This is a genomic window from Streptomyces sp. NPDC047081, assembly GCF_040643775.1.
Classification (GTDB): Bacteria; Actinomycetota; Actinomycetes; order Streptomycetales; family Streptomycetaceae; genus Streptomyces.
This window is the reverse complement of the sequence record NZ_JBEYUY010000010.1, coordinates 42,461-68,756: the sequence shown is the minus strand read 5'-3', so window position 1 is coordinate 68,756 and position 26,296 is coordinate 42,461. Positions and strand designations below refer to the sequence as shown.

General features: G+C 70.5%; 25 protein-coding genes and 1 pseudogene. 13 read left to right on the top strand and 13 right to left on the bottom strand.

The genetic code is table 11. The features are described from left to right. Window positions 1-148: 148 nt before the first annotated feature. Window positions 149-2,332: an RICIN domain-containing protein gene (locus tag ABZ848_RS20525; protein ID WP_360833680.1), complete on the bottom strand. Its 2,184-nt coding sequence runs from the start codon at window positions 2,330-2,332 to the stop codon at window positions 149-151. 209 nt (window positions 2,333-2,541) lie between these two features. Here ABZ848_RS20525 and ABZ848_RS20520 point away from each other — a divergent pair, with 209 nt between their 5' ends. Together ABZ848_RS20520 and ABZ848_RS20515 are read left to right on the top strand one after the other, a co-directional pair. Further along, window positions 2,542-2,961 carry a YciI family protein gene (locus tag ABZ848_RS20520; RefSeq protein ID WP_360833678.1) on the top strand — a complete coding sequence of 140 codons (420 nt, stop codon included), beginning with the start codon at window positions 2,542-2,544 and terminating at the stop codon, window positions 2,959-2,961. Window positions 2,962-2,966: 5 nt separating this feature from the next. Further along, complete coding sequence (locus ABZ848_RS20515) at window positions 2,967-4,112, top strand: DUF6596 domain-containing protein (protein ID WP_360834126.1); 1,146 nt, start codon at window positions 2,967-2,969, stop codon at window positions 4,110-4,112. A 72-nt stretch (window positions 4,113-4,184) separates the two neighbouring features. On the opposite strand, the gene nhaA is transcribed toward ABZ848_RS20515, so the two are convergent. The 7 genes from nhaA to pepN form a co-directional block, all read right to left on the bottom strand. After that, window positions 4,185-6,053 (bottom strand): Na+/H+ antiporter NhaA, encoded by a 1,869-nt coding sequence (nhaA, locus tag ABZ848_RS20510; protein WP_360833676.1) that lies wholly within the window; start codon window positions 6,051-6,053, stop codon window positions 4,185-4,187. A gap of 261 nt (window positions 6,054-6,314) precedes the next feature. Further along, window positions 6,315-7,304 carry a zinc-dependent alcohol dehydrogenase family protein gene (locus tag ABZ848_RS20505; protein ID WP_360833674.1) on the bottom strand — a complete coding sequence of 330 codons (990 nt, stop codon included), beginning with the start codon at window positions 7,302-7,304 and terminating at the stop codon, window positions 6,315-6,317. Further along, the gene (locus ABZ848_RS20500; protein ID WP_360833672.1) at window positions 7,301-8,113 is read right to left on the bottom strand and encodes a carbohydrate ABC transporter permease; all 813 of its coding nucleotides are present in this window, start codon (window positions 8,111-8,113) and stop codon (window positions 7,301-7,303) included. The genes ABZ848_RS20505 and ABZ848_RS20500 overlap by 4 nt, the downstream gene beginning before the upstream one ends. Further along, window positions 8,110-9,069: a sugar ABC transporter permease gene (locus ABZ848_RS20495; protein ID WP_360833670.1), complete on the bottom strand. Its 960-nt coding sequence runs from the start codon at window positions 9,067-9,069 to the stop codon at window positions 8,110-8,112. The genes ABZ848_RS20500 and ABZ848_RS20495 overlap by 4 nt, the downstream gene beginning before the upstream one ends. Window positions 9,070-9,147: 78 nt before the next feature. Further along, window positions 9,148-10,503, bottom strand: a complete 1,356-nt coding sequence (locus ABZ848_RS20490) for a sugar ABC transporter substrate-binding protein (protein ID WP_360833668.1) — start codon at window positions 10,501-10,503, stop codon at window positions 9,148-9,150. Window positions 10,504-10,583: 80 nt separating this feature from the next. Beyond that, complete coding sequence (locus ABZ848_RS20485; protein ID WP_360833666.1) at window positions 10,584-11,345, bottom strand: DeoR/GlpR family DNA-binding transcription regulator; 762 nt, start codon at window positions 11,343-11,345, stop codon at window positions 10,584-10,586. A gap of 317 nt (window positions 11,346-11,662) precedes the next feature. Then, complete coding sequence (pepN, locus tag ABZ848_RS20480) at window positions 11,663-14,092, bottom strand: aminopeptidase N (RefSeq protein ID WP_360833664.1); 2,430 nt, start codon at window positions 14,090-14,092, stop codon at window positions 11,663-11,665. A 162-nt stretch (window positions 14,093-14,254) separates the two neighbouring features. Between pepN and ABZ848_RS20475 the strand changes: the two genes are divergently transcribed. Further along, window positions 14,255-14,644, top strand: a complete 390-nt coding sequence (locus ABZ848_RS20475) for a VOC family protein (protein ID WP_360833662.1) — start codon at window positions 14,255-14,257, stop codon at window positions 14,642-14,644. A gap of 62 nt (window positions 14,645-14,706) precedes the next feature. Here ABZ848_RS20475 and ABZ848_RS20470 read toward each other — a convergent pair whose 3' ends face one another. Continuing rightward, window positions 14,707-15,153, bottom strand: coding sequence for a hypothetical protein (locus ABZ848_RS20470; RefSeq protein ID WP_360833660.1), 447 nt, complete (start codon window positions 15,151-15,153; stop codon window positions 14,707-14,709). A gap of 72 nt (window positions 15,154-15,225) precedes the next feature. On the opposite strand from ABZ848_RS20470, the gene ABZ848_RS20465 reads away from it, so the two are divergent. After that, window positions 15,226-15,771, top strand: a complete 546-nt coding sequence (locus ABZ848_RS20465) for an HAD domain-containing protein (protein WP_360833658.1) — start codon at window positions 15,226-15,228, stop codon at window positions 15,769-15,771. Here ABZ848_RS20465 and ABZ848_RS20460 read toward each other — a convergent pair. Both ABZ848_RS20460 and ABZ848_RS20455 read right to left on the bottom strand, forming a co-directional pair. Continuing rightward, window positions 15,732-17,483 (bottom strand): MFS transporter, encoded by a 1,752-nt coding sequence (locus tag ABZ848_RS20460; RefSeq protein WP_360833656.1) that lies wholly within the window; start codon window positions 17,481-17,483, stop codon window positions 15,732-15,734. The genes ABZ848_RS20465 and ABZ848_RS20460 overlap by 40 nt on opposite strands. Beyond that, window positions 17,480-17,917 carry a MarR family transcriptional regulator gene (locus ABZ848_RS20455; RefSeq protein ID WP_360833654.1) on the bottom strand — a complete coding sequence of 146 codons (438 nt, stop codon included), beginning with the start codon at window positions 17,915-17,917 and terminating at the stop codon, window positions 17,480-17,482. The genes ABZ848_RS20460 and ABZ848_RS20455 overlap by 4 nt, the downstream gene beginning before the upstream one ends. Window positions 17,918-18,017: 100 nt before the next feature. Between ABZ848_RS20455 and ABZ848_RS20450 the strand changes: the two are divergent. Next, window positions 18,018-18,215: pseudogene (locus ABZ848_RS20450) on the top strand (DoxX family protein); the annotation flags it as partial. Between the two features lie 11 nt (window positions 18,216-18,226). Here ABZ848_RS20450 and ABZ848_RS20445 read toward each other — a convergent pair. Continuing rightward, window positions 18,227-18,853 (bottom strand): TetR/AcrR family transcriptional regulator, encoded by a 627-nt coding sequence (locus tag ABZ848_RS20445; protein ID WP_360833652.1) that lies wholly within the window; start codon window positions 18,851-18,853, stop codon window positions 18,227-18,229. 39 nt (window positions 18,854-18,892) lie between these two features. After that, complete coding sequence (locus tag ABZ848_RS20440) at window positions 18,893-19,486, bottom strand: helix-turn-helix domain-containing protein (RefSeq protein WP_360833650.1); 594 nt, start codon at window positions 19,484-19,486, stop codon at window positions 18,893-18,895. Between the two features lie 122 nt (window positions 19,487-19,608). Between ABZ848_RS20440 and ABZ848_RS20435 the strand changes: the two genes are divergently transcribed. Genes ABZ848_RS20435 through ABZ848_RS20400 form a run of 8 tightly spaced genes read left to right on the top strand, consistent with a single transcriptional unit; the run spans window position 19,609 to window position 26,230 of the window. Further along, complete coding sequence (locus tag ABZ848_RS20435) at window positions 19,609-21,051, top strand: xanthine dehydrogenase family protein molybdopterin-binding subunit (protein WP_360833648.1); 1,443 nt, start codon at window positions 19,609-19,611, stop codon at window positions 21,049-21,051. Then, window positions 21,052-21,927: a molybdopterin cofactor-binding domain-containing protein gene (locus ABZ848_RS20430; protein ID WP_360833646.1), complete on the top strand. Its 876-nt coding sequence runs from the start codon at window positions 21,052-21,054 to the stop codon at window positions 21,925-21,927. Next, window positions 21,924-22,799 (top strand): xanthine dehydrogenase family protein subunit M, encoded by an 876-nt coding sequence (locus tag ABZ848_RS20425; RefSeq protein ID WP_360833644.1) that lies wholly within the window; start codon window positions 21,924-21,926, stop codon window positions 22,797-22,799. The genes ABZ848_RS20430 and ABZ848_RS20425 overlap by 4 nt, the downstream gene beginning before the upstream one ends. Further along, window positions 22,792-23,271, top strand: coding sequence for a (2Fe-2S)-binding protein (locus ABZ848_RS20420; protein WP_360833642.1), 480 nt, complete (start codon window positions 22,792-22,794; stop codon window positions 23,269-23,271). Before ABZ848_RS20425 ends, ABZ848_RS20420 begins: the two co-directional genes overlap by 8 nt. Further along, the gene (locus ABZ848_RS20415) at window positions 23,268-23,888 is read left to right on the top strand and encodes an SRPBCC family protein (RefSeq protein ID WP_360833640.1); all 621 of its coding nucleotides are present in this window, start codon (window positions 23,268-23,270) and stop codon (window positions 23,886-23,888) included. The genes ABZ848_RS20420 and ABZ848_RS20415 overlap by 4 nt, the downstream gene beginning before the upstream one ends. 53 nt (window positions 23,889-23,941) lie before the next feature. After that, the gene (locus ABZ848_RS20410) at window positions 23,942-24,778 is read left to right on the top strand and encodes a mycofactocin-coupled SDR family oxidoreductase (RefSeq protein ID WP_360833638.1); all 837 of its coding nucleotides are present in this window, start codon (window positions 23,942-23,944) and stop codon (window positions 24,776-24,778) included. A gap of 25 nt (window positions 24,779-24,803) precedes the next feature. Continuing rightward, entirely contained in the window at window positions 24,804-26,000 is a 1,197-nt protein-coding gene (locus ABZ848_RS20405) for a cytochrome P450 (RefSeq protein WP_360833636.1), read from the top strand. Then, window positions 25,997-26,230: a ferredoxin gene (locus ABZ848_RS20400; protein WP_360833634.1), complete on the top strand. Its 234-nt coding sequence runs from the start codon at window positions 25,997-25,999 to the stop codon at window positions 26,228-26,230. The genes ABZ848_RS20405 and ABZ848_RS20400 overlap by 4 nt, the downstream gene beginning before the upstream one ends. The last annotated feature ends 66 nt before the right edge of the window (window positions 26,231-26,296 follow it).

Below are 26,296 nucleotides of genomic sequence, written 5' to 3'. Positions count from 1 at the left end.
CCCGGGGAGCGGTTCCCTGGCACCGGCGACCTCGACCGGCACACACCGTCGGGCCGGTCGAATGGTTGTCTTCGGCTCCTATCGTAGTGATCAGAGAAGGCGGGCCCGCCGGGTTTTTCCGTTGCCGGCGGGCCCGTTGAGCCGAGTGCTACGGGTAGGTGCTCAGGTTGGCCACGTTCGTACCGGAGTTGGAGGGGCCTCCGGTGTTGTTGACGACGTGGCTGATCGTGCCGGTACCGCCGAGGGAGACCGTGACCATGCTGGTGAAGCGGACGCCCGCGTTGTTCGGCGCCTCGATGGCGCGTGCGGCGACGACACCGGGGTTGACGTTGAAGTAGCAGTAGCTGCCGAGGCCGTACGCCTGATGGCTGGTGACCGAGTCGGCGACCTTGTAGGCGGCGTAGCCCTGGGTGGAGCCGTTCATCCAGGCGGCCTGGTTCGGCGGGTCGTAGGGCATCTCGTTCTGGAAGAAGTAGGTGCGGCCACCGTTGCCGTTCCAGACGGTCTGGTACTTCTGGAAGTGCTCCACGAACAGGCCGTACATGGTGACGTTGTCGCCGTTCACGATCAGGCCCGTGTCCGCGGTGTTGCTGCTCCAGCCGACGCCGCTGCCGTGGTCGGCGCGCCAGATCCACATGTGGTCGCCGATGACGTTGTCGCTGTTGACGATGAGGCTGGTGGTCGCCTTGCCGACGCCCGCGCCGCCGACGCGGAAGTAGACGTCGTGCAGGGAGGTCGGGTCGGCCGTGTGGGAGGCGGTGGAGCCGGCCGGCCCGACCTCCAGCAGGGAGGGCGAGTTGGCCGTGCCCGCGTCGAACAGCAGGCCCGCTATCTTCACGCCGTCGACGTCGGCGACCTTCATCGTGGTGACGCCGTTGTCCGGCACGAAGGTGGCGAGTCCCAGACCGAGTACGACCGTGTCGGCGCGGTTGATCTGCAGGGTCTGGTCGAGGTGGTAGACGCCCGGGGTGACCAGGAGGTTCTTGCCCGCGGCGAGCGCGGAGTTGATCTGGGCGGCGGTGGCGCCCGGTTTCACGACGTAGAAGGAGTCCAGCGACAGCGAGCTGCCCGAGGCGCCGTTCGCCCAGCTGGTGCCGGAGGAGTTGGAGCGCAGCGACGGCACGAACACCTGGTAGGCGCCCGCTGCGTCGACGTACAGGAAAGGCTTCTCGCGGGAGACCGGGCTCTGCGCGACCGTGGTGTACGGCGGGCTGGGGAAGCTGGTGGTGGGGACGCCCGTGCTGCCGGTGAAGACCATGTTCCAGTTGGAGCCGGTCCAGCTGCCCAGCTGGGAGTTGCGGGTCAACCACTGTTGCTGCGAGCCGGAGTTGACCTGGCCGTCGACCTTGCTGTCGGCGAGCAGGCCTCCGCTGGACCAACCGCCGTCGTCCAGTGCGAGGTTGCCGCGCAGATGCATACGGCGGTACGGCGCCGCCTGCGAGACCGCCCAACGGTCGCTGCCGGAGGCCGGGTTGACGGAGAGGTTCTCCGCGCCGCGCCAGAAGTTCTGGGTGGCGTTGCCCTGGAACCAGTCCGCCTCGGCGTGCACCGCGCCATTGATCGTCACCGCGTCGGGGGACAGGCCGAGCCCCAACACCTGTGTGTAGAAGCCGACGTTGACGTCCGCGCTGTAGGCGCCCGGCTTGAACAGTACGGCGTAGCGCTGGGAGCCGAACTGGTTCGTCTCCTGCTGCTGGAAGATCGAGTTCAGCCTGCTCTGGATCGTCGAGGAGGACATCGACGGGTCGAAGACGACGACGTTCGGGCCGAGATCGGGGTCCGCGGCCGACTGGCTCACGGGGACCACCTGGAAGCGCTGGGCGGCGGTCCCGTTGCAGGTGTACTGCACGAACTGCACGCTGTCGGCGGTCGAGGCGCCGGGATCGTCCAGGCACTTGCCGCTGTTGCGGTTGACGAAGTGGTAGGCGCCGCCGCCGTCGTCCACCGGCAGCCACTGCTGGTTGGCGCCGCCGCCGTAACTCCACAGGTGGACCTGGGCGTTGTCGGCGGTGGAGACGTCGGCGACGTCCACGACCTGGTTCGTGTCGCCCGCGTTGTTGATGCGGACGTAGCCGTCGCCGGTGGCGGTGAGGCTCCAGCGCTGGGCGTTCGTGCCGTTGCACGAGTACTGCTGTACGACGGTGCCGTTGGCGGTGCCGGCCGCCTTGGCGTCGAGGCACCGGCCGCTCGCCGCGTTCATGACGGTGGCGAAGCCGGTGGGCAGGGCGGTGGTCGCGGCCTGCGCGGGAGAGCCGGCGAGCAGGCCCGCGGAGAGGGTCAGGGCGGTGACCGCGAGGACGGCGGACGCGGAGAGGGGCCCGGGTCTGGCCATGGGTGGGGTGGCCTTTCGTGGGGGTGGCGTTGCCCGGTGAAACTAAAGGTACGGACCACTTCCGTCAAGGTGTGAAGTAAGAGTTGAGGGAAGGGGGTTGAAAGTCCTCGGAAGAAAATCCGGGAAGCGGTGTCGAGAACCCGTGGCCCGCTCCGTCCCCGGGGTGAACGCGGCCACAATGGGTCGCACCAGTACCGAGGAGCATCACGATGGCCAAGTACCTGCTGCTGAAGCACTACCGAGGCGCCCCGGCCGCGGTGAACGACGTGCCGATGGACCAGTGGACTCCGCAGGAGATCTCGGCGCACGTGCAGTACATGAACGACTTCGCGGCCCGGCTGGAGAAGACCGGCGAGTTCGTCGACAGCCAGGCGCTCGCCCCGGAGGGCACGTTCGTGCGGTACGACGGCGAGGGGCGGCCGCCGGTCACCGACGGTCCGTTCGCCGAGACCAAGGACGTCATCGCCGGCTGGATGATCATCGACGTGGACAGCTACGAGCGCGCCGTCGAGCTGGCCGGCGAGCTGTCGGCCGCCCCCGGCGCGGGCGGAAAGCCGATCCACGAGTGGCTCGAACTGCGCCCGTTCCTGGGCGCGTCCCCCACCATCCCGGAGTGCACCTTCAAGTGACCCCGATCGACGAGGCCCTGCTCAGAAGCCTCACGCCGAGCGTGCTCGGCGTCCTCGTCCGCCGCGGAGCCGACTTCGCGGCGGCCGAGGACGCCGTACAGGACGCGCTGGTCGAGGCGGTCCGCGTCTGGCCGGACGAGCCGCCGCGGGACGCCAAGGGCTGGCTGGTCACGGTGGCCTGGCGCAAGTTCCTCGACGCGACCCGCGCGGACACCGCGCGCCGCCGGCGGGAGGACCGCGTCGACGAGGAGCCGCCGCCCGGTCCGACGCCCGGCACGGACGACACGCTCCAGCTCTACTTCCTGTGCGCGCACCCCTCCCTGACCCCGTCGTCCGCGGTCGCGCTCACCCTGCGCGCGGTCGGCGGGCTGACCACCCGCCAGATCGCCCAGGCCTACCTGGTGCCCGAGGCGACCATGGCGCAGCGCATCAGCCGGGCCAAGCGCACCGTCTCCGGCGTGCGCTTCGACCGGCCCGGCGATGTCGGCACCGTGCTGCGCGTCCTCTACCTCGTCTTCAACGAGGGCTACTCCGGCGACGTCGACCTCTCCGCCGAGGCCATCCGGCTCACCCGGCAGCTCGCGGCGGCGATCGACCACCCCGAGGTGGCGGGGCTGCTGGCGCTCATGCTGCTCCACCACGCCCGGCGGGCCGCCCGGACCGCGCCCGACGGCAGTCTGGTGCCGCTCGCCGAGCAGGACCGGAGCCGGTGGGACACGCAGGCCATCGCCGAGGGCGTGGAGATCCTGCAGGCGGCCCTCGCCCGCGACCGCCTCGGCGAGTTCCAGGCGCAGGCCGCCATCGCGGCGCTTCACGCGGACGCGCCGACCGCCGAGGAGACCGACTGGGTGCAGATCGTCGAGTGGTACGACGAGCTCGCCCGCCTGACCGGCAGTCCCGTCGTCCGCCTCAACCGCGCGGTCGCCGTCGGAGAGGCCGACGGACCGCGCGCGGGGCTCGCGGCGCTCGCCGCGCTGGACGACTCGCTGCCCCGGCACGCCGCCGTTGCCGCCTACCTCCACGAACGCGACGGCGACCTGACGACCGCGGCCCGCCTGTACGCCGAGGCGGCCCACAAGGCACCCAACATCGCCGAACGCGACTACCTGACCCGCCAGGCGGCCCGGCTCAACACGCGGCGGGATCGCTAGCCGGCCCTGCCCGCGTGGCGCTCACCTTCCCGACGGACACGTCCACGTCACGGCGGAGCCGGACCGGTCTGCTCAGTCGACGGCCGCCAGAGCCGCCCGGTCCCGCGCCGCCCGCACGGCCGCCGACAGCGACGCCACGTCGTACGCGCCGAAGTGCCGTCGTCCGTTGACGAAGAACGTCGGTGTGCCCGAGACGCTGCTCAGGTCCGCCGACTCCACGTCCTCCGCGACCCGCTGGGCCCCGGCCCGGGCCCGCAGGTCCCGGCGGAAGGCGTCGAGGTCGAGGCCGATCTGCTCGGCGTACCGCAGGAGGTCCTTGAGCCGCAGGTCCCCCTGGTGACTGATCAGGACGTCGTGCATCTCCCAGTACCGGCCCCGCAGCGCCGCCGCCTCCGCGGCCTCGGCGGCGAGCTGTGCGTTGGGGTGGACGTCCGGCAGGGGCAGATGGCGCCAGACGTAGCGCAGGTCGTCGCCGAAGTCGGCGAGCAGTTCGCGCACCACCGGCTCGGCGAGTCCGCAGTACGGGCACTCGTAGTCCCCGTACTCGACCAGCGTGACCGGCGCGGCGAGCGGGCCGCGGACATGGTCGCGCTCGGTGTCGACGGGTTCGCTGAGGTCGACGATGGTGTGGCCCTCGCCGAGCAGCGCCCGCGTGCGCGCCTGCGCCGGGAGCAGGGCGATGACCCGCGTCACCGCCCAGGTGATCAGGAAGGAGGCCAGGACCGCCGCGAGAATGCCGATCTTCGCCTGCTCCAGCTGCGCTCCGTCGAAGGCGAGCGTGGCGATCAGCAGGGACACCGTGAAGCCGACCCCGGCCAGGCTGCCGCCCGCCGTGACGGCACCCCAGCCGATCGGCGGCCGCAGCCGGCCCCGGCTGAGGCGGATGGCGACCCAGGTGGAGCCCAGGATCCCGACCGGCTTGCCGACGACGTACCCGAACAGGATGCCCAGCGTGATCGGCGAGGTGAAGGCCGCCGACAGCCCGTCCGCGTCGATGGTGAGGCCCGCGTTGGCCAGCGCGAAAAGCGGCACGATGACATAGCTCGTCCAGGGGTGGATCATCCGCTGGAGCCGCTCGTTGGGGGAGAGGGCGGAGGCCAGACCGCGGCGCAGGTCGCGTTCGAGTTCGGGCGTGGGCTGCTCCCGGAAGCCGCGGAACAGCCGGCTGACACGCTCCAGGGCGTGCCGCTCGGCCGGATGCGCGTAGGTGAGCAGGCCCATGGCCAGACCACTGACCACCGGGTCCACGCCGGACCGCAGCAGCGCACCCCACAGGGCGACGCCGAGTACCGCGTGGAGGGCCGAGATGCGCACTCCGGCGGAGCGCAGCAGGAGGAGTACGGCGAAGATGCCGAGCGCCGTGAGCAGGGCGGGCAGATACACCGCGCCGCTGTAGGCGAAGGCGATGACGGCCAGGGCCAGCAGGTCGTCGGTGACGGCCACGCTCAGCAGGAAGACCCGCAGACCGCCCGGCAGCCGCGAACCGAACACGGCGAGCATGCCGAGGGCGAAGGCCGTGTCGGTGGACATGGCCGCGCCCCAGCCGTGCAGCGAGTCGTGGCCGGCGGTGATCCCGAGATAGACGGCCACGGGAACGACCATGCCGCTGACCCCGGCAATCACCGACAGCGCGAGACGCCGGCGCTCGCGCAGCTCACCCATGTCGAACTCGCGCCGCGCCTCCAGCCCCACGATGAAGAAGAACAGCGCCATCAGCCCGCTGTTGACCCACTCGCGCAGTTCGAGCGAAACGCCGACCGAGCCGATGCGGAACGACATCACGGTCCGCCACCACGACTCGTACGTGTCGGCCGAGACGTTGGCCCAGACGAGCGCGGCGACCACGGCGACCAGCAGGACCGCGGCGCTGGCGGTCTCGGTCTGCAGGAAGGCCCGCAGCGGACTGCGCGCCTGCTTGCCGCACTCGGTCCGTCCGGACATGGACCCGTCGGTGGCGGCCTCTGCCATCCCCGGTGACTCGTCGTGCACGCGCGTCCCATCAGTCGACGTTCCGGCCGGTCGGGAATCCGTGGCTCGATACCGTCGTGCGTACGTCAGTGTAATGAGCGGCGAGCAGTTCACCGTCAACCCCGTCACCGCACTCGGCGACAGCCACGGGGGCCCGGCGTCCGTCGCCGGGCCCCACACCACCGGAGACGACGATCGTCCCTGGTCGGCCGGCCCTCGCTTCCCGTGGGAGGGTCAGGGCAGTACCACGATCTTGCGGCCCTTGCCCGCCGCGAACTGATCCAACGCCTCTGGATACTGCGCGAGCGGCATCCGGTGGCTGATGAAGAGCTGCGGGTCCAGTACCCCCGCGGCGAAGAGTTCCGCCGCCCGCTCGTAGCTGTGCAGCACCGCCATGGAGCCCGTGATCGTGATCTCCTGGTTGTAGATACGGTACGGCGAGATCGTGGCCGTCGTGGCGTAGTCGGAGACGCCGAACTGCAGGAAGGTGCCGGCCTTGGCGACCCGCTCCAGGCCGTCCTGGATGGCGGCGGCGTTGCCGGTCGCGTCGATGACCACGTCCCAGCCGGCCGGCCGCTCCAACTCGTCGGCGGAGCGGGCCGCTTGGGTGCAGCCCAGTTTCTCGGCCGTCACCAGCCGTTCCGGGTTGACGTCGACGACGTCCACCGAGGCGGCGCCGGTGCGCTTGGCCAGCTCCAGCATCATCAGGCCCATCGTGCCGCTGCCGTAGATCAGCACATGGGAGCCGAGCCTGCTGCTGAGCACGTCGTAGCCGCGCACGGCGCAGGACAGCGGTTCGATGAGGGCCGCGTCCTGGGTGTCCACATGGTCGGGCAGCCGTACGCAGTTGCCGACCGGCGCGGCCACGAACTCGGCGGCGGCGCCGGGGTGGGTGACGCCGATGGCGGCGTAGCGCTCGCACAGGTTGTTGCGGCCGCGCCGGCAGTAGCGGCACTCGTTGCAGTACATGTTCGGGTCGACCGCGACCCTGGCGCCCACCGTCAGCTCGGTCACCTCGCCGCCGACCGCGACGACCTCCCCGGCGAACTCGTGCCCGGGGACGATGGGCAGTTGGGGAGCGAACTCGCCCTGGAGGATGTGCAGGTCGGTCCCGCACAGCCCGACCGCGGCCACGTCGATCACGACCTCCCGGGGGCCGGGGGCCGGATCGGCGACGGTCTGCAGCTCCACCCGGCCGGGTGCGGTGATGACGGCGGCCCTCACTTGACTGCTCCCAGGGACAGGCCCCGAACCAGTTTGTCCTGGGCGGCGAATCCGGCGACGAGGACCGGCAGGGACACGAGCGTGGCGGCGGCGCAGAGCCGGGCGAGGAAGAGGCCCTCGCTGGTGATGAAGCCGACCAGGAAGACCGGCGCGGTGGAGGCGTTGGTCGCCGTGAGGTTGACCGCGAACATGAACTCGTTCCAGCTGAAGATGAAGCAGATCAGCGAGGTGGCCGCGAGTCCCGGCATGGCGACCGGTGCGACGATCCGCCACAGCACGGTGAGCAGGTTCGCGCCGTCGACCTCGGCGGCCTCCAGGATCTCCTTGGGCACCTCGGCGAGGAACGAGCGCATCATCCACACCGCGATCGGCAGGTTCATCGCCGTGTAGAGGACGATCAGCGTCCACACGTTGTCCAGCATCCCGGCGTCCTTGACGATCAGGTACACCGGCAGCAGGGCCGCGATGGCCGGCAGGAACTTGGTGGACAGGAAGAAGAACATCGCGTCCGTCCACTTCTCGACCGGCTTGATGGACAGCGCGTAGGCCGCCGGGACCGCGAGGGCGAGCACGAGGACCGTCGAAATGATGCTCGCCATGGCCGAGTTGAGCAGGTACGGGGTGATGTCCCGGCTGAAGAGCAGCTTGTACTGGTCGAAGGTGAGGGACGCGAAGGGGGTCGGCGGGTTGGTGGCCGCGTCCGCCTCCTGGTGGAAGGAGGTGAGCACCATCCAGGCCACCGGCGCGAAGAACGCCAGCGTGGCCAGCCAGGCGACGAACGTCCAGAACGGCGTCAGACGCGCGGTCATCGGGACACCTCCTCGCGGAACAGTGACGCGATGGTGCGCAGCGCGAAGGTCGCGATCACGATCGAGCCGAGCACGACGACCACGCCGGCGGCGGCCGCCTGGCCGTACTCGTACTTGCGGAACATGGTCAGATAGATCTCGTACGGCAGGTTCGTCGTCTGCGAGCCCGGGCCGCCCTGGGTGATGGAGTAGACCGCGTCGAAGGTCTGCACGACGTAGATCGTGCCGAGCAGGACGCCCAGTTCGATGTACTGGCGCAGGTGCGGCAGCGTGATGTGGCGGAAGGTCTGCAGGGCACTGGCCCCGTCCACCCGGGCCGCCTCCAGGACGTCACCGGGCTGGGCCTGCAGTCCGGCCAGCAGGATCAGCATCATGAACGGCGTCCACTGCCACACCAGCGATACGACGACGGCGGGCATGGGGTACGACGAAACCCAGTCGACGGTGGGGCCGTTGGCGGCGCCGAAGAGGCGGTAGACGGCGTTGAGGGTGCCGTTGAGCAGGCCGTAGTCGGGGTTGTAGATGGCGTGCTTCCACAGCAGCGCGGCGGCGACCGGCATGACCAGGAACGGTGCGATGAGCAGCGTCCGTGCCAGGCCACGGCCGGCGAACCGGCGGTCGAGCAGCAGGGCCAGGCCCAGGCCGAGGACCACGCTGACGAGCACCACCGAGGCGGTGAGCACGATGGTGTTGAGCACCGCCGTGCGCAGCCGCTCGTCGGTGAAGACGCACTTGAAGTTGGACAGGCCCACGAAGTGGCGCTCGCCGGGCTTGAGGATGTTCCACTGGAGGGTGGAGATCACGAGCGTTGCCACGAAGGGCAGTTGGGTGACGACGATGGTGAAGATCAGTGCCGGCAGCAGCGGGATGCGCCGCCTCCACTTGCTGATGCCGGTGGACGTGTGCGGACGCCTGGGCGGCGCCGCGGCCTTGGGGGGAACGGTGAGCGTGGTCATGGATGGTTCCTCTGCCGATGACGGCCGGGGTCGGGAAGAGCCGTCCGGCCGGCGCGGAGGCCGGCCGGACGGCGACGGTCACTGGTAGTTCTTGGCGACGTCCTCGGCGAGCTTCTGGCCGTCGTCGAGCGCCTTGTCCACGCTGGTCTTGCCGGCGATGGCGGCGGAGATCTCCTGGGTGACCTTGGTGCCCAGGTCCTGGAACTCGGGGATGGCCACGTACTGCACGCCCACGGTCGGCCGCGGCTGGACGCCCGGGTTCGACGGGTCGGCCCCCTCGATGGACTTCAGGGTGATGTCGGCGAAGGACGAGGCCGCCTTCTGGTACTGCGGAATCTGGTACGTGCTGGCCCGCTTGCCGGCCGGGACCCGGGCCCAGCCGAGCTTCTTGCCGACGAGCTGCTCGTACTTCTTGCTGGAGGCCCACAGCATGAACTTCGAGGCGGCGTCCGCGTTCTTCGTGGTCTTGGGCATCGCCCAGGCCCAACTCCACAGCCAGCCACTGCTCTTGGTCTCCACGGTCGGCGCGTAGGCATAGCCCACATGACCGGCGATCTTGCTGGAGCTCGGGTCCTCCAGCGATCCCGCGGCGCTGGTGGCGTCGTACCACATCGCGACCTTCTTCTGGCTCATCGCGTTCAGGCACTCCGTGAAGCCGGACTGGGCCGCGCCCGCCTCTCCGTGCTTCTTGACCAGGTCGACGTAGAAGTTCGTCGCCTTCTTGAAGGCAGCGCTGTTGACCTCGGCCTTCCAGTCCTTGGTGAACCAGGTGCCGCCGAAGGTGTTGACGACGGTCGTCAGCGGCGCCCCGAGCTCGCCCCAGCCAGCGAGTCCGCGCAGGCAGATGCCGCGCATGCCGGGCTCCGCGCCGTCGACCTTGGCGGCGATGTCGGCGATCTGCTGCCAGGTCGGGTGCTCGGGCACCGTGATGCCCTTCGCCGTCATGACGTCCTTGTTGTACATGAGGAAGGACGACTCGCTGTAGAACGGCAGGGCGTACAGCTTGCCGTCGGAGCCGGACAGCGACGTGACGACCGGCTTGAGCAGGTCGGACTCGTCGAAGGAGGTGTCCTTGGCCGCATAGGAGCTCAGTTCGTGCAGCCAGCCGTTCTTCTGCCAGATCGGGATCTCGTACGCGCCGACGGTGGCGACGTCGTACTGGCCGGCCTGGGTGGCGACGTCCTGGGTGACCTTGTCGCGCAGCTCGTTCTCGGGAAGGATCGTGAAGTTCACCTTGATGCCGGTGTCCTTGGTGAACGTGCTCTTCGTGAGCTTCTGTATGTCCTCCATCTGCGGGTTGCCGACCATGAGGACGTTGATGCTCTTGCCGCCGCCACCGGAGCTCGACGAACCGCCCGCCCCGCTACAGGCGACCAGCAGTGAGCCCGCGGCCGCGGCCGTCAGGGCGACGTGGATCATTCGTCGTGTGTGCATGACTGACTCCAGGGGTGTTCGAGGGCATGGGGAACCAGGCCCCCGGGTTTGCGGGGTGGGGAGAGGGAGGTGAACTGCGCTCAGACCCGGATGACTTCGGGCCCCAGCAGCGAGTAGCGGTGTGCTTCGGCGGCGGGCAGCCCGGTGTCGGTGATGATCGCCTCGAACTCCGGGACGTCGGCGAAGCGGCAGAAGCTCACGGCACCGAACTTCGTGTGGACGCCGGAGAAGATCCGGCGCCTGGCGGCCCTGAGAACCTGGGCCTTGACCTCGCTGACAGCGGGGTCGGGGGTGGTGAGTCCGCGTTCACGGGAGATGCCGTTCGCGCCGACGTACGCCAGGTCGATGACGAAGCCGGACAGCATACGGGTCGCCCAGTGGTCGACGGTGGCCAGTGTCCCGCCGCGCACCCGCCCGCCGAGCAGCAGCACGGTGATGTTCTCGGCGGAAGCCAGGACGCCGGCGGTGGTCAGCGAGGAGGTGACCACGGTCAGCGGCCGGTCGCGGGGGAGGGCGGCGGCGATGAGCTGCGGGGTGTAGCCCTCGTCGATGAAGACGGTCTCGGCGTCCCCCACCAGCTCGGCGGCGGCAGCCGCGATGCGGGTCTTCTCGGGGACGTGTGTGACGGTACGGACGGCGAGCGTGGTCTCGAAACCCGCGCTCTCCACGGGATGCGCCCCGCCATGGGTGCGGCGGACCAGCCCGTGCCGTTCCAGCAGGTTCAGATCGCGTCGCACGGTCTCCTTGGAGACCCCGAGGTCGTCGGCGAGAAGCCCGACGTCCACGGATCCATGACGGCGTGCCGTCTCCAGAATTCCGCGTCTTCGTTCATCGGCGTCCACGGCGACACCTCCGTTTCACGGCTCTGCGCGTGATGCCCGCGCCGGCTGATTTCCCGGAGCCCGGCCCGTTCGGGCTTCGGTGGCCAAATTTCTACAAGGGAAACGCCACTACTAGCCAGGCTCGCCGTGGAGCGGTTCGTGACCGAATGTGCCCGTTTTTGTGGGAGCGGACGCCCAGGATGAGGCCGTAGCGGGGCTGGTGGCACGCGGAACCGCTGCCCGTACCGTGACCGATGAGTGCCCCTTTGCTGCCCGCGACGTGCGGTTGGCATCAGTGCACGTCACGAACGTTGCCTGATGCCAACCACCGATTCACGTCACGCCGAGCGGGACCGCAGCATCCGGCTGATCGCGTCCGAGCGTTCCAGGAGCGTCTTGCGGACCACCGGTGCCGCCTCCTCGGACGCCTGCCGAGCCTTCTCGATGTACGCCTCGTCGATGGCGTGCGGCGGGAAGAGCTGGCGTGTGAAGCCCATCGCCGGGATCATCCCGCCCTGGTGCAGTCCGGGGATCGAGTCCAGGTAGCGGTGGGCGTACGGGGCCAGCAGGGCGTCCTGCCCCGGCCGCCAGAAGGCCTCCGCCACCTCCCGGATCGAGCTGACCGGGACCTTGCGGTCGACCGCCAGCAGCTGCCAGACCTCCGCCTTCGCGGCGGCGTCGGGCAGCGCGGCGCGGACGGTGAGCGCGCGGACCCAGGCGTCGGGGTCCGGGTCGCGTTCGAGCAGCCGCTCGGTCTCGGACGCCACGTCCCCGCCGAGCTCCGCCTCCCGGACCAGGGCGCGCCACAGCAGGTCCACGTCGTCGCCGGCCTGTTCCCGCAGCCAGGCCAGGTCGTCCGCGTCCGTTGCGGTGCGGGCCAGCCCGCGCAGCGCGACCTGCCGGCGTCCGGGATCCGCCGCGAGGCTCCGGCACGTCGCCGCCACGGCCTGCGTCAACTCGGCGCGTACGGCGGGCGGCGCCCACAGGTCGGCGATGTTCGCGGCGAGCGTGAGGTAGGGCTCGATCACGGCGTCGGAGGTCTCGGCCGCCAGCACCGCGGTGATGCACCGGCCGGCCTCGGCCGCTGTGGCCTCGCCGGTCGTGAGCATGTCCCACACGGTGCCGACGGCCAGGCCCCGCGAGATCGCCGTGGGCAGGTGGGCCGCAGTACGGAACAGGAGGTCCCGGGTGGCGGGGTCCGGGCGGGTCGTGGCGAAGGTCAGGTCCTCGTCGTTGATCAGCAGGATGCCCGCGGCGGGCGGGAGTCCGGTGACCTCGGTGCGCGGCTGCGTCACCTCGACCCGTACCAGCGCGGTACGTTCGTACGCCTCGCCCTTCCTGGCGTACGCGCCCACCGCGAGCACCTGCGGACGGGCGCTGTCGGCTGCGACCAGCGTGACCGACTCGCCGTCGCGCTCCAGCGAGAAGCGGTCCGTGCCCGCCGTCTCCAGCCAGGCCTTGCGCCAGCCGGCCAGATCGCGCCCGCCGGCCTCGGAGAGGGCGTCGATCAGGTCCTGGAGCGTGGTGTTGCCCCAGGCGTGACGGGCGAAGTAGGCCGCCATACCGGCGCGGAAGCGCTCCTCGCCGACGTACGTCATCAGCTGCTGCAGGACGGAGGCGCCCTTGGGGTAGGTGATGCTGTCGAAGATCGACGCGGCCTGGGCGACGTCGTGGATGGGCTGGTGGATCGGGTGCGAGGCGGGGCCCTGGTCGGACAGGTACGCGCGGAGTTTGCCGTCCGCGAGATGACCGGCCCACGCGTCGGTGTACCGGGTGGCGCGCTCGGCGGCCCAGTGGCACGCGAACTCGGCGAACGCCTCGTTCAGCCACAGGTCGTCCCACCAGCGCATGGTGACGATGTTGCCGAACCACATGTGCGCCATCTCGTGCAGCAGCACCTTGGCCAGCAGCTGGCTCTCCGCGGGCGTCGGCACGGCCCGCCGCAGGAAGGAGTCGGACCAGGTCACACAGCCGTAGTTCTCCATCGCGCCACCGAACTCGGGCACGAACACCTGGTCGTACTTCCGCTGCGGGAACGGCATCGCGAAGACCTCGGCGTAGAACGCGAGACCCTGGCCGGTGAGGGTGAACATCTCGTCGGCGTCGCGTTCGAGGACCTCGGCGAGCGAGCGGCGGGAGTAGAGACCGAGATCGTGCCCGTCGACCTCACGGCGGATCTCGTGGAAGGGGCCCGCGTTGACGACGGTGTTGTACGAGGACAGCGGCGGCGTGTCCGGGAAGGCCCAGCGGCGCGCCGTACCCAGGTCCTCGACGCGCGGGTCGCCGGAGTTGCTCGTGACGGTCCAGGCGGCCGGGGCCGTGACGGTGAAGGCGTGCGGGGCCTTGAGGTCGGGTTGGTCGAAGCAGGCCCAGACGAAGCGGGCCTCGTCCGGTTCGAAGGACATCCACAGGTAGACCTCGCCGTCCGCGGGGTCGACCGCCCGGTGCACGCCCTCGCCGGTGGCCGTGTCGGCCTGGACGCTCTCCACGCGCAGCACGTTCTGTCCGGCGAGCGCGGGCAGCGCGATCCGGCCGTCGGCGGCGGGGGAGAGGGGCGTGCCGTTCAGCGTGGCACTGCGCACCTCGGCCGCGCAGTCGACGAAGGTCTCCGCGCCGGGTTCGTGGCAGGTGAAGGTCACGGTGGACACGCACCGCACCTCCGGGCCGTCGGGCAGCGCGGTGAGGTCGATGTCGACGTCGTACCGCTCGACGCTCAACAGCGAAGCCCTGTGCTCGGCTTCGGTACGGGTCAGGCTGCGGATCCCCATGTGTCCTCCCTCGGCAGACAGCGGGCGTCAGCGTACGACGGGGGTCGCCGAAGATCACAGGCATTTTCAAGTGGCCCGCGGACAGAGCGATTTGGGGCCGCCGTCACAAACCCGCGACGGCATCCGTCAGCGAGGCGTCGGACCGAACGAAAGGACCATCCGATGCTGAACAACATCATGTACGTCACGATCTACGTCACCGACCAGGACCGGGCGCTGAGCTTCTACACGGAGCAACTGGGCCTGGAGAAGCGGGTCGACGCGCCCGGCCTCCAGCAGCGTTTCCTCACCGTGGGTGTCCCCGGCAGCCCGGTCGAGCTCCTCCTGTGGTCCCACGCGCCGTCCGCGGGAGTGCCGGCCGAGCCGGAGTCGGGCCTCGCGCCCGGTCCGGTCTTCCTGGAGTCGGACGACCTGAGGAAGGACTTCGAGCTGCTGCGCGGCCGCGGAGTCACCTTCGACCAGCCCGAACCGGAGGACTACGGGTACGGCATCCGCATCGAGGCGGTGGACCCGGACGGCAACCGGATCGCCCTGCGCCAGCGCAAGAGCTGACGCCGCTCAGCTGCTCCGCCGGTCCGCGAGGAGGAGGACGGAGAGGGCGACGGCCGGCGCACTCAGGGCTTCCGTGCGCGCTCGTCCACGAACCGGGCGGAGACCCCCAGGCCCACGCCGGTGGCCGCGAGAGCCGCGAGCGTCGGGTTCACATAGCCGGGGACTTCACGGTCGTACGTCGAACCGTCGTTGCGGTGGCAGACGAAGCGGACCGGCACGTACCAGACGCGGTAGTCGTCGATCCGGTAGTCGGAGGCGGTGACGCCCGTGCGGCACGGGATGATCGGGGACGAGTCCGTTCCGCCGTCCTCCGCCGTCAGTACCGCGCCCGCGACGACGAGCATGCCCCACGCGTACACCGCGGCCGCGCCCGCCGCGACGACGTACGCGAGACCGCGCAATGACGGCGCGAGGCCACCGCGCCCCAAGGCGGCGAGGCCCGCGCCGAGGAATGCCACCCCGGACACCACGGCTATCACGACGAACAACAGACTGAGGAGGAAGCTCACGCATCAGGGACGATCAAGGGGCGTTCGGCGGTTGCACAAGTCCGGCCCGCGGTGGGCAGATAGCGTGCGGGCATGACCGGTCCCGCCGAGCCCCCGCTGCTCTTCCTGGACGTCGACGGAACGCTTCTGCCGCTGGCCGGGGCGCGGCTCCCCACCACACTCGAAGGCTGGGGCGACTGGGAGCAGGTGACCAATCCCCAGCTGGCGAAGATCGATGCCGGCCACGGCCCGCGTCTGCTCGCGCTGCCCTGCGCGCTGGTGTGGGCGACCGCGTGGATGCACCGGGCCAACGCGGTGATCGGGCCGCTGCTCGGGCTGCCCGGCCTGCCCGTGGCGGAGCTGCCCGAGGCGCCGATGACGGACGCGGTGGGCGAGTTGAACTGGAAGACGCGGGCGCTCGTCGAGGCCGCGGCGGGGCGCACGTTCGTGTGGGTCGACGACGCGATCACCGACGTCGACCGTGCGTGGGTGGCGTCGCACCACGCAGGGCAGGCGCTCCTCCTGGGCGTCGATTCCGGCACCGGTCTCACCGGCACCGACCTGGCCGTCGTGGCGGACTGGCTGCGCCAAGTCGGCTCCTACGACGGCGTGTTGTGCGAGGACTCCGACGCGCCGTGAGCGTCGGTCGCCGCGGACGTTCGCCGCTGACCCGCGCCTTCGTGCACCGCTCGGTGGCCGCCGCGCAGGGCGGAGGCGACGGCGGAGATCACGGCCATGCCGGTGGCCACGCTGAAGACGATGGTCAGGCCGTGGTGGAACGGGCCGGAGACCAGTTGCGGGAAGAAGGTGTGGCCGGTCAGGGCGGCGCGCTGGGACTCGGAGACGTGGTCGAGGGCGCCCTGGGAGGTGAGCAGGTGCTCGATCGGGTTGTTGCCGAGGAACGTCGCGAACAGGGTGCTGACCGGCGGCAGCGACGCGGCGTGCTCGGCCGCCGCTGCCGGTACGCCGTGCGCCTGGAGTCCGTGGCTGAGTGTCCCCGGCAGCGAGGAGGCGAGTCCGGAGACCATCAGGGAGAAGAACACGCCGATGGACAGTGCCGTACCGGAGTTCTGGAACGTGGACCGCATGCCCGAGGCGACTCCCCGGTACTCCGGCGGCACGCTGCCCATGATCGAGGACGTGTTGGGTGAGGAGAACATGCCCTGGCCCAGGCCGTTGAGCAGCAGCAGCGCCGCGAACGTGCCGTAGTCGAAGTCGACCGGCAGGGCGAGCAGTCCGAGGAACGAGCAGGCGACGAGGGCCAGGCCGAGCGTGGAGAACAGGCGCGCGCCGAAGCGGTCGGACAGGTAGCCGGACAGCGGACCGGCGAGGAGGAAGCCGAGGGTGAGCGGGAGCATGAAGATGCCCGCCCACAGCGGCGTGTCCTCGAAGTCGTAGCCGTGCAGGGGCAGCCAGATGCCCTGCAGCCAGATGATGAGCATGAACTGGAGCCCGCCGCGCGCGACCGCCGTCAGCAGGGCCGCCAGATTGCCCGCGGCGAACGCCCGGACCTTGAACAGGGCCAGGTTGAACATGGGTTCGGCGATGCGCTTCTCGACGTAGCAGAAGAGCAGTAGCAGTACGACGCCCCCGGACAGGCCGGTGAGCACCCACGGGTTTCCCCAGCCGGTGGCGCTGTCGCCGTAGGGCTGGATGCCGTAGGTGATCGCGGCCAGGAGGATGCCGGCGCCCGACGCGAAGGTGACGTTGCCGAGCCAGTCGACGCGGCCGGGGCGGCCCGTCGCGGTCTCCCGGAGACTGACGTACGACCAGATCGTCCCGGTGACGCTGATCGGGACGCTCACCCAGAACACGGCGCGCCAGTCGACCGCCGCGAGGAATCCGCCCGCGAGGAGGCCGAGGAACTGTCCGGCGAGCGCGGTGATCTGGTTGATGCCCAGCGCCATGCCGCGCTGCCGGGCCGGGAACGCGTCGGTGAGGATGGCCGCCGAGTTGGCGGTGAGCATGGACCCGCCGAAGGCCTGGACTATGCGCCACAGGATCAGCCACAGGGCGCCCGCCCCCGCGTGGAACGGGTCGAGGGAGAGCGCGACGGACGCACCCGCGAAGATCAGGAAGCCGAGGTTGTAGATCCGTACCCGGCCGAACATGTCGCCGAGCCGGCCGAGCACGACCACGAGCACGGCCGAGACCAGCAGATAGCCCAGGATCATCCACAGCAGATAGCCGATGTTGCCGGGCGCGAGCGGGTCGAGGCCGATACCGCGGAAGATGGCGGGCAGCGAGATGATCACGATGGAGGCGTCCATCGTGGCTATCAGCACGCCGAGCGTGGTGTTCGACAGCGCGACCCACTTGTAGCCGGGCCCGGGCTCGGAGCGCGCCTTCACAGCCGCTCCGCCATCCGGTCGAGGAGCGGCAGAGCCGCCGCGAGCGTGGCGCGCTCCCGGTCGGTGAACTCGTCGAGGACCGCGGCCAGCCGCTGCACCGACTCGGAGCGCCGCTCGGCCAGCATGGCCCGCCCCTGCTCGGTGACCTCCACGATGCTCCGCCGCCCGTCTGCCGCGTCAGGGGTACGACGGACCAGCCCGCGCTGTTCGAGCACCGCGAGGGTGCTCGCCATCGCCTGCGGACGCACGCGCTCCATCTCGGCGAGCGAGGTCGGCGAGTCGGGCCCGTCGGCGGCCAGCCGGGCCAGCACGGACACACCCGACAGCGATACGTCCCCCACGGCGTGGGCCTGCCGCAGCCGCCGCGTCATACGCCCCACCGCGAGCCGCAACTCGGAGGCGAGCCGTGTGCTGTCGCTCGTATCCGCTCTCATGGGTACTAACATTAGGTTTATCAGTCTGGACTGTTCAATCAATTGTTAGTAAATGTGACGACCTGTTCAAATTTGGACAAGCGGCCCAGCAGTCGGTGCCATGAAGGTCCTGCGAGAGCGGACCGAGCTCGCCGAAACCTTCGGCTGGGTGTCCCAGTTCTCCGACGCATCAGTGAAGACGCTGGGCGTGCTGGACGCGGCGGTGGGGTTCGGCCTGATCCTCCCGGCCGCGACCGACATCGCACCGGTCCTCGTCCCGCTGGCCGCGCTCGGCGGCATCGCGCTCGCCGGCGGCGGAGCGGCGGCCGACTACTCGTCGCCCTCGCCCTCGCTCTCGACGAACAGCAGCCGCACGAAGTCCTTGACCGGGCCGACGATGTCGAGGTCCTGGTCGAGGACCCACTGCAACTGGAGCCCGTTCAGTACGGCATGGAACAGGATCGCGGCGTTCTCGGGGCTGATGCCCTCGCGCAGTCTGCCGCGGGCCGCCTCGTCCGGGAAACCGTCCGAGAACTGGGCGCGACTGCGCTCATAGCGCTCGACGAAGTAGACGTGGGCCGGGTGCCCGGGCCGTGACGCCCCCACGGCGAGCTCGATCCACAGCCGCATCAGCTCCGGCGCCTTCTGGTGGTGCCGGAGCAACCCGCCGAGATACGGCGCCAGTTGGTCGAAGCCGCCGACCTGGGCCAGACCCTGCTGCCACTCCTCCGCGTCGCGCTGGGCGAGCACCTCGGTCAGCAACTCGTCCTTGTCGCGGAAGTGGTGGAGAAGGCCGGCATGGGTGATCCCGGCCCGTTCGGCGATGTCCCGCAGGGAGGCCTTGGCGTAGCCCTTCTCGGCGAAGCTGTCACGGGCCGCCCGTACGATCTCCGCCCTGCGCGCCGGCGTCCCGGCGTACGGCCCGCGCGCTTTGGCCCGGCCTTTGGTCTGCCCCACAGTGCAACCACCCTCCCGGTCCGGTACGCCGATCAGCCCTCAGCCGTCCGCGGAGGCACCCTCGTACCGCTGGAGCATCTGCTCCACGAACGCGAGGGCTTCCGCGTGCCGTGCGGTCATGCCCATCGTGTTCTCCATCATGATGATCCGCCCGAGCGCGTTCGTCAGCATGAGCAGCACCGCGGGGGAGAGTTCGGGCGGCAGCTCCACGCCGGTCTCCGTGAGGCGGCGGGTGAGCGCCTCCAGCTGGGCCTCGCGGTAGCGCTCGGCGCGCTCGGCCAACTCGGCGCGGATCGCCTTGCGGTGGTTGGCGAGCGCGGTGAACTCCGTGGTCAGCGCGTTGCCCGGATGGCTGTTGAGCTGCCACAGCGCGCGCAGCGGCCGCGGCCCGTCGAGGAGGCGGATCTGCCGCTCCAACTCCTCGTCGCCGCGCCGCCGCAGCACGGCCAGGAACAGGTCGTCGAGCGTGCGGAAGTAGTACAGCACCAGCGCCGGCGCCACCTCGGCCTCGCGCGCGACCCGGCGGATGCCCACCGCCGCGTACCCCTCCTTGAGCATCAGGCGCTCGGTGACGTCGAGCAGCACCTGGCGGGTCTTCGAGTTCTCGGTGCCCATGCGGCGGGGTGCGGTCATGCGGCTCATTCTCCTTGACGGTTCCACGCGCCGATCTCCTTGACGGTTCCACCCACCGATGTTAAACACTTGTTCAGCGCTCGTGTTAAACACTCGTTCAGCATGGACGGAGGGCCAGTCGCATGGCTCGCTATACGGGCACCCGCATTCCGCGCGTCGAGGACCCGCGGCTGCTGACCGGCACCGGCACCTACGTCGACGACATCGTCCGCCCCGGCATGCTCCACGCCTGCTTCGTCCGCAGCCCGCTCGCCCGGGCCCGCATCGCCGGGATCGACGTCTCGGACGCGCTCCAACTCGACGGCGTGCACGCCGTGTTCACGGCCGCCGACCTCAACCCCGGTGTGCGCGAGCAGTGGTACACGCTGAACGGGCGCGACCACCCCGACACACCGCGCCCGCCGCTCGCCGAGGACGAGGTGAGGTTCGTCGGCGACCCGGTCGCGATGGTCGTGGCCGTGGACCGCTATGTGGCCGAGGACGCGGCCGAGTCGGTCGTCGTCGACTACGAGGAGCTGCCTCCGGTCGTCGACTACGCCACCGCGCTGGAGTCCACCGAGTCGGTGCACGCGACCCACCCCGGCAACCTGGTGGGCGAACTCGCCGGGCGCCCCATGGAGGATCTCGCGCCCGTCTTCGACAGCGCCCCGCACGTCGTGAGCGTGACCGTCCACCAGCAGGCCTACGGCCCGGTCCCAATGGAGACCCGCGGCATCGTCGCCGAATGGTCGGCGCCCGCGGGGGAGATGACGATCTGGGCGGCGACCCAGTCCCCGCACGAGGTCCGCTCCTTCTGCTCCCGGCTGCTGGGCGTCGACGAGCACCGGGTGCGGGTCGTCATGCGGGACACCGGCGGCGGCTTCGGGCAGAAGGTGCTGCCGCAGCGTGAGGACATGTGCGTGATGCTGGCCGCCGTGAAGCTGCCCGCCGCCCTCAAGTGGATCGAGGACCGGCAGGAACACCTCCTCGCCGCCGGACAGGCCCGCCACGAGCATGGTGAGGCCCGCATGGCCCTCGACGGCGACGGCCGCATCCTGGCCGCCACCCTCGACCACGTCCAGGACGCCGGCGCCTATCCGACCCCGTCCCCGGTGCAGAGCGGCATCGCCGTCGGCATGCTCTTCCCCGGCCCGTACCGCATCCCCGAGGGCACCTTCCGCTCCCGCTTCGTCTTCTCCAACACCAGCGGCCGGGTCGCGTATCGCGGCCCCTGGCAGTTCGAGTCGATGGCCCGCGAGGTCCTCCTCGACACCGCCGCCCGTGAACTCGGGCTGGATCCGGTCGAGTTGAGGCGCCGCAACATGCTGCGCCGTGAGGACCTGCCCACGGCGAACTTCAACGGCATGCCCTACGACGACATCACCCCGTACGAGACCTTCGAGCAGGCCCTGGAGATCCTCGACCACCCGGCCTTCCGGCGCGAACAGGAACAGGCCCGCGCGCAGGGCCGTCACCTCGGCGTCGGCACCTGTACGTATGTCGAACCGACCGCGGGCGCGACGCCGTTCCACGGCACCGAGGGCGCCACCATCCGTATCGAGCCGTCCGGCAAGGTGAACGTCTAGATGGCCGGCGGATCCTGCGGGAACAGCCTGGAGACGACGGTCGTCCAGCTCACCGCGGACGCGCTCGGGGCGGCCGTCGAGGACGTCGCCACCATCCAGGGTGACACCGCCCTCACTCCGTACGGCGCCGGAACAGGCGGCAGCCGCTCGGGTCCGATGACCGCCGGCGCCATCGCCGAGACCGCCTCCGGACTACGCGAGCGCATCCTCGCCATCGCCGCACACCGCCTCGAAGTCGCCGTCGGAGACCTGGAGTTGACCGGCGGCCGGGCAGCCGTGAAGGGGGACCCTTCGACGGGCCTCACCTTCGCCGAGATCGCCGACCTCGCCTACTTCCAGCCCCACGCCCTGCCACCTGGCGTCCCGGCCGGCCTGGAGGCCACCGGACGCTACCGCACCCCGCACTTCATGATCTGGGCCAACGCCACCCACGTCTGCACCTGCGAGGTCGACCTGGCCACCGGCGCCGTGAAGCTGCTGCGGTACATCGTCAGCGAGGACTGCGGGCCGATGATCAACCCCAGTGTGGTGGAGGGGCAGATCCACGGCGGCACGGTCCAGGGCATCGGCGGCGCACTGTACGAGCACCTCGCCCACGACGAGGACGGCAACCCCCTCGCGACCACCTTCATGGACTACCTCCTGCCCACGGCCACCGAGGTACCGACCATCGAACTCGGGCACATCGAGACACCGAGCCCCGGACCCGGCGGCCACAAAGGCGTGGGCGAGGGCGGCGCGATCGGCTCCGCGCCCGCCGTGGTGAACGCCGTCGCCGACGCCCTCGCACCGCTCGGCGTGCGCATCAGCAGGCTGCCGCTGACACCCGCGTCGATCGTCGACCTCGTCGAGCAGGCCCGCAGGAGGAGCGCATGAAACCGGCCGCGTTCGACTACCACGCGCCGGACAGCGCCGAGGAGACCGTCGCGCTCCTCGCCGAGCTGGGCGAGGAGGCGAAGGTCATCGCGGGCGGGCAGAGCCTGGTTCCGATGCTGGCCCTGCGGCTCGCGTCGTTCGGGCATCTCATCGATCTGCGCCGCGTGGAAGCGCTGCGGGGCATCGAACCCCGCGACACCTCGGTGCGCATCGGCGCCACGACCACCCAGGCCGCCATCCAACGCTCGGAAGAATTACGGCGGTTGACACCTCTCCTCGCCCGTGCGACCCCGCTCATCGGCCACTTCCAGATCCGCAACCGCGGCACCCTCGGCGGCTCCCTCGCCCACGCCGACGCCGCGGCCGAGTACCCGGCGGTGGCACTGACCCTCGACGCAGAGCTCGAAGCGCTGTCGGTGCGGGGGCGCCGTACGATCCCGGCCGGGCGCTTCTTCACCGGGACCTGGACCACGGCCCTGGCCGAGGACGAACTCCTCACGGGCGCCGTCTTCCCCGTCTGGTGGCCGCCCTGCGGGTTCGCCGTCGAGGAATTCGCCCGCCGCAGCGGCGACTTCGCGCTCGCCGGCGCCACGGTCGCCGTCGGCCTCGATGCCGCCGGGCGGATCGACCGGTGTGCCATAGCCCTGTTCGGACTCGGCCCGGCCCCGCGCAGGGCCCGCACGGCGGAGGCGGAACTCATCGGCACCGAGCCCGACTTGGACAAGGCCGACGGCATCGGGAGCCTCGCCGTCGCCGACCTCGACTCGATCCCCTCCGACCTGCACGGGTCGGCCGCATACCGCCGGCGCGTCGGCGCGGCCATGGTGGCCCGGGCCTGGCGGCGCGCCGTACGAGAGGCAGTCCATGGCTGACGTCGATGTCCGGGTACGGGTCAACGGGACCGTGCGCCGGGACACCGTGCCACCCCGCCTCACCCTCGCCGACTTCCTGCGCGTCAACTGCGGCCTGACCGGCACCCACTTGGGCTGCGAGCACGGCGTCTGCGGGGCCTGCACGGTGCTGCTGAACGGTGAGGCGGTGCGCGCCTGCCTGGTGTTCGCCGTGCAGGCCGACGGGAGCGAGGTGACGACCGTCGAGGGGATCGCGTCGGCCGACGGTCAACTGTCCGTCGTACAGGCCGCGTTCCGTGAGCACCACGGACTGCAGTGCGGCTTCTGCACGCCGGGGTTCGTCATCTCCGTGACCGCGTTCCTCGCCGAGAACCCCAAGCCGACCGGCGAGGAGATCCGCGAGGCCCTGTCCGGGAACCTGTGCCGCTGCACCGGCTACCAGGGCATCGTCAACGCGGTCCGGGCCGCCGCCGACAGCGAGGACCGCGCATGAGACTGCAGAGCACGCTGACCATTCCGGTGGCGGTGGGGGAGGCATGGCGGGTGCTCCTCGACATCGAGCGCATCACCCCGTGCGTGCCCGGGGCGACGCTCACCGGCCGGGACGGCGACAGCTTCCGGGGCCGGATCAAGGTGAAGCTCGGGCCCATCGGCCTCACCTACAGCGGAACCGTCACCTTCGTGTCGCTCAACGAGGCGGCGAAGACAGTGGTGTTGAACGCGACCGGCCGGGAGACGCGCGGCAACGGGACCGCCAAAGCGACCGTGACCTGTCGTCTCGTCGACTCCGGCGGCGGCGCCACCGACGTGCTCGTGGAGACCGATCTCGCCGTCACCGGCAAGCCCGCCCAGTTCGGCCGCGGCACGCTCGCCGAGGTGGCGGGCACGCTCATCGGGCGGTTCGCCGAGAACCTCGCCGCCGAACTCGCGGCCACGGCACCGGACATGGCGTCGGACGAGCCCACCGTCGTACGACCGCCCACCGCCGACCCCATCGACCTCGTCGAGGCGACCGGAGCCCTCAAGCGGCTGCCCCCGATCGCCACCGCACTCGCCGCGCTGCTCCTGCTCGCGCTGGTCCTGCGCAGCCTCCGACGCACCGCACGGTGACCCACCACCGTCACCCCAACGCCCCTCAACCCACCCACGAAGAGAGGTCAGTCATGCCCGGACGAGTCGAAGGCAAGGTCGCCTTCATCACCGGTGCCGCCCGCGGCCAGGGCCGCAGCCACGCCGTACGGCTGGCCGAGGAAGGCGCCGACATCATCGCGATCGACGTGTGCAAGCAGCTCGACGGCGTCGTCTTCCCGATGTCCACACCGGAGGACCTGGAGGAGACCGTCAACCAGGTGCAGAAACTGGGCCGGCGGATCCACGCCGTGCAGGCCGACGTCCGCGACCACGACGCGCTCAAGGCCGCGGTGGACGACGGCGTCGCCGAGTTCGGGCGTCTTGACATCGTGGTGGCCAACGCCGGCCTCGGCAGCGACGGCGCCACGCTCGACGCCATGGGGGAGAAGACCTGGCGCGACATGATCGACGTCAACCTCACCGGCGTCTGGCTGTCCACCAAGGTCTCCACCCCGCACATCGTCGCCGGGGGCCGGGGCGGCGCGGTCGTCCTGACCAGCTCGGTCGGCGGCCTGAAGGCCTACCCGAACATCGGCCACTACATCGCCGCCAAACACGGTGTCGTCGGCCTGATGCGCACGCTGGCAACGGAGTTGGGGCCGCACGGCATCCGCGTCAACTCCCTGCACCCCACCCAGGTCAACACACCGATGGTGATGCACGAGGGCACCTACCGCATGTTCCGCCCCGACCTGGAGAACCCCACCGTCGACGACTTCGCGGCGGTCTCGCAGGGCATGCACATGCTCCCCACCCCCTGGGTCGAGCCGCTCGACATCAGCAACGCCGTCCTCTTCCTCGCCTCCGACGAGTCCCGGTTCATCACCGGCGTCACCCTCCCGATCGACGCCGGCGCCCTCCTCAAGTGAGCCGCACAGCAGAGGAGTTGTGCCCGTGACCGCCACCGACACCCTCTACTGGGACCCCTACGACCCCGACCTCGCCCGCGACCCCTACCCCCTGTACGCACGCCTGCGCGAGGAGGCCCCGCTCTACCACAACGAGCAACACGACTTCTACGCCGTCAGCCGGCACGCCGACGTCCAGCGCGGCCTCGCCGACTGGCAGACCTACTCCTCCGCCCGCGGAGACATCCTGGAGATCATCCAGGCGGACCTCGAACTCCCGCCCGGCACCCTCATCTTCGAGGACCCGCCGGTCCATGACATCCACCGCCGCCTGCTCGCCCGCGTCTTCACGCCCCGCCGGATCGCCACCCTCGAACCGCGCGTACGGGCCTACTGCAGGCGCGCCCTCGAACCGGTCACCGGCGCCGAGCGCTTCGACCTCGTCGAGGCCGTCGGCGCCGAGATGCCGATGCGCGTGATCGGGATGCTGCTCGGCATCCCGGAGGCCGACCAGCCCGCCATCCGCGACTACACCGACGACACCCTGGGTACCCGGGACGGCGGCAAGATCGACCACGAGAACATCCTCAGCACGGACGCCTTCAAGGCCTACATCGAGTGGCGCAAGCAGCACCCCTCGGACGACCTCATGACCGACCTGATGACCGCCGAGTTCGAGGACGAGAACGGCGTCACCCGCACGCTCACCGACGACGAGGTCCTCACCTACTGCACGGTGGTCGCCGGCGCCGGCAACGAGACCACCGGCCGCCTGATCGGCTGGTTCGGCGCGCTGATGGCCCGATTCCCCGACGCACGACGGGAGTTGGCGGCCGACCCGACCCTCATCCCGAACGCCGTCGAGGAGATCCTCCGCTTCGAACCGACCGGCCCGTTCACCGCACGGTACGTCACCGAGGACGTCCGGCTGTACGACCGTACGGTCCCGGCGGGAAGCGCCATCCTGTTCATCCAGGCAGCCGCCAACCGCGACCCGCGCCGCTTCCCCGACCCGGACACCTTCGACATCCACCGGATCACCCAGCACATGAGCTTCGGCGTCGGCGCCCACTACTGCCTGGGCGCGGCCCTGGCCCGCCTGGAGGGCCGCGTCGCCGCGGAGGAGATCCTCGCCCGCTTCCCCGGCTGGGACGTCGACTGGGACCACGCGGAGCTGGCGCAGACCTCGACCGTCCGCGGCTGGAAGACCCTGCCGCTCATCATCGAAGGAGCCCGGCGATGACGGACCACTGGACGGTCACCGTCGACAAACGCGTGTGCGTCCGCACCGGCCTGTGCGCGGCCTCCGCACCCGAGGAGTTCGAACTCGACGAGAGCGGACAGGGCCGCGCGAGGTCCGAGACGCTGCCCGCCTCCGAGACCGTGCTGGAGGTCGCCGAGTCGTGCCCGATCGAAGCCATCGGCATCAAGCACGCCAAGACCGGGGAGCGGATCTTCCCGCCGGAGTCCTGAGCGCACTGTCCGAACCATTGTGCTGAGACGCCCGCATTCATAAGCTAACCACCTGGAAGGTATTGA

Coding starts and splice junctions, on each gene's coding strand:
- ABZ848_RS20430 (WP_360833646.1), top strand. CDS start 21,052: ATGGCCGGCGGATCCTGCGGGAACAGCCTGGAGACGACGGTCGTCCAG.
- ABZ848_RS20435 (WP_360833648.1), top strand. CDS start 19,609: ATGGCTCGCTATACGGGCACCCGCATTCCGCGCGTCGAGGACCCGCGG.
- ABZ848_RS20420 (WP_360833642.1), top strand. CDS start 22,792: ATGGCTGACGTCGATGTCCGGGTACGGGTCAACGGGACCGTGCGCCGG.
- ABZ848_RS20410 (WP_360833638.1), top strand. CDS start 23,942: ATGCCCGGACGAGTCGAAGGCAAGGTCGCCTTCATCACCGGTGCCGCC.
- ABZ848_RS20415 (WP_360833640.1), top strand. CDS start 23,268: ATGAGACTGCAGAGCACGCTGACCATTCCGGTGGCGGTGGGGGAGGCA.
- ABZ848_RS20495 (WP_360833670.1), bottom strand. CDS start 9,069: ATGACCACGCTCACCGTTCCCCCCAAGGCCGCGGCGCCGCCCAGGCGT.
- ABZ848_RS20465 (WP_360833658.1), top strand. CDS start 15,226: ATGACCGGTCCCGCCGAGCCCCCGCTGCTCTTCCTGGACGTCGACGGA.
- ABZ848_RS20440 (WP_360833650.1), bottom strand. CDS start 19,486: ATGACCGCACCCCGCCGCATGGGCACCGAGAACTCGAAGACCCGCCAG.
- ABZ848_RS20400 (WP_360833634.1), top strand. CDS start 25,997: ATGACGGACCACTGGACGGTCACCGTCGACAAACGCGTGTGCGTCCGC.
- ABZ848_RS20425 (WP_360833644.1), top strand. CDS start 21,924: ATGAAACCGGCCGCGTTCGACTACCACGCGCCGGACAGCGCCGAGGAG.
- nhaA (WP_360833676.1), bottom strand. CDS start 6,053: ATGTCCGGACGGACCGAGTGCGGCAAGCAGGCGCGCAGTCCGCTGCGG.
- ABZ848_RS20520 (WP_360833678.1), top strand. CDS start 2,542: ATGGCCAAGTACCTGCTGCTGAAGCACTACCGAGGCGCCCCGGCCGCG.
- ABZ848_RS20490 (WP_360833668.1), bottom strand. CDS start 10,503: ATGCACACACGACGAATGATCCACGTCGCCCTGACGGCCGCGGCCGCG.
- pepN (WP_360833664.1), bottom strand. CDS start 14,092: ATGGGGATCCGCAGCCTGACCCGTACCGAAGCCGAGCACAGGGCTTCG.
- ABZ848_RS20525 (WP_360833680.1), bottom strand. CDS start 2,332: ATGGCCAGACCCGGGCCCCTCTCCGCGTCCGCCGTCCTCGCGGTCACC.
- ABZ848_RS20500 (WP_360833672.1), bottom strand. CDS start 8,113: ATGACCGCGCGTCTGACGCCGTTCTGGACGTTCGTCGCCTGGCTGGCC.
- ABZ848_RS20455 (WP_360833654.1), bottom strand. CDS start 17,917: ATGAGAGCGGATACGAGCGACAGCACACGGCTCGCCTCCGAGTTGCGG.
- ABZ848_RS20475 (WP_360833662.1), top strand. CDS start 14,255: ATGCTGAACAACATCATGTACGTCACGATCTACGTCACCGACCAGGAC.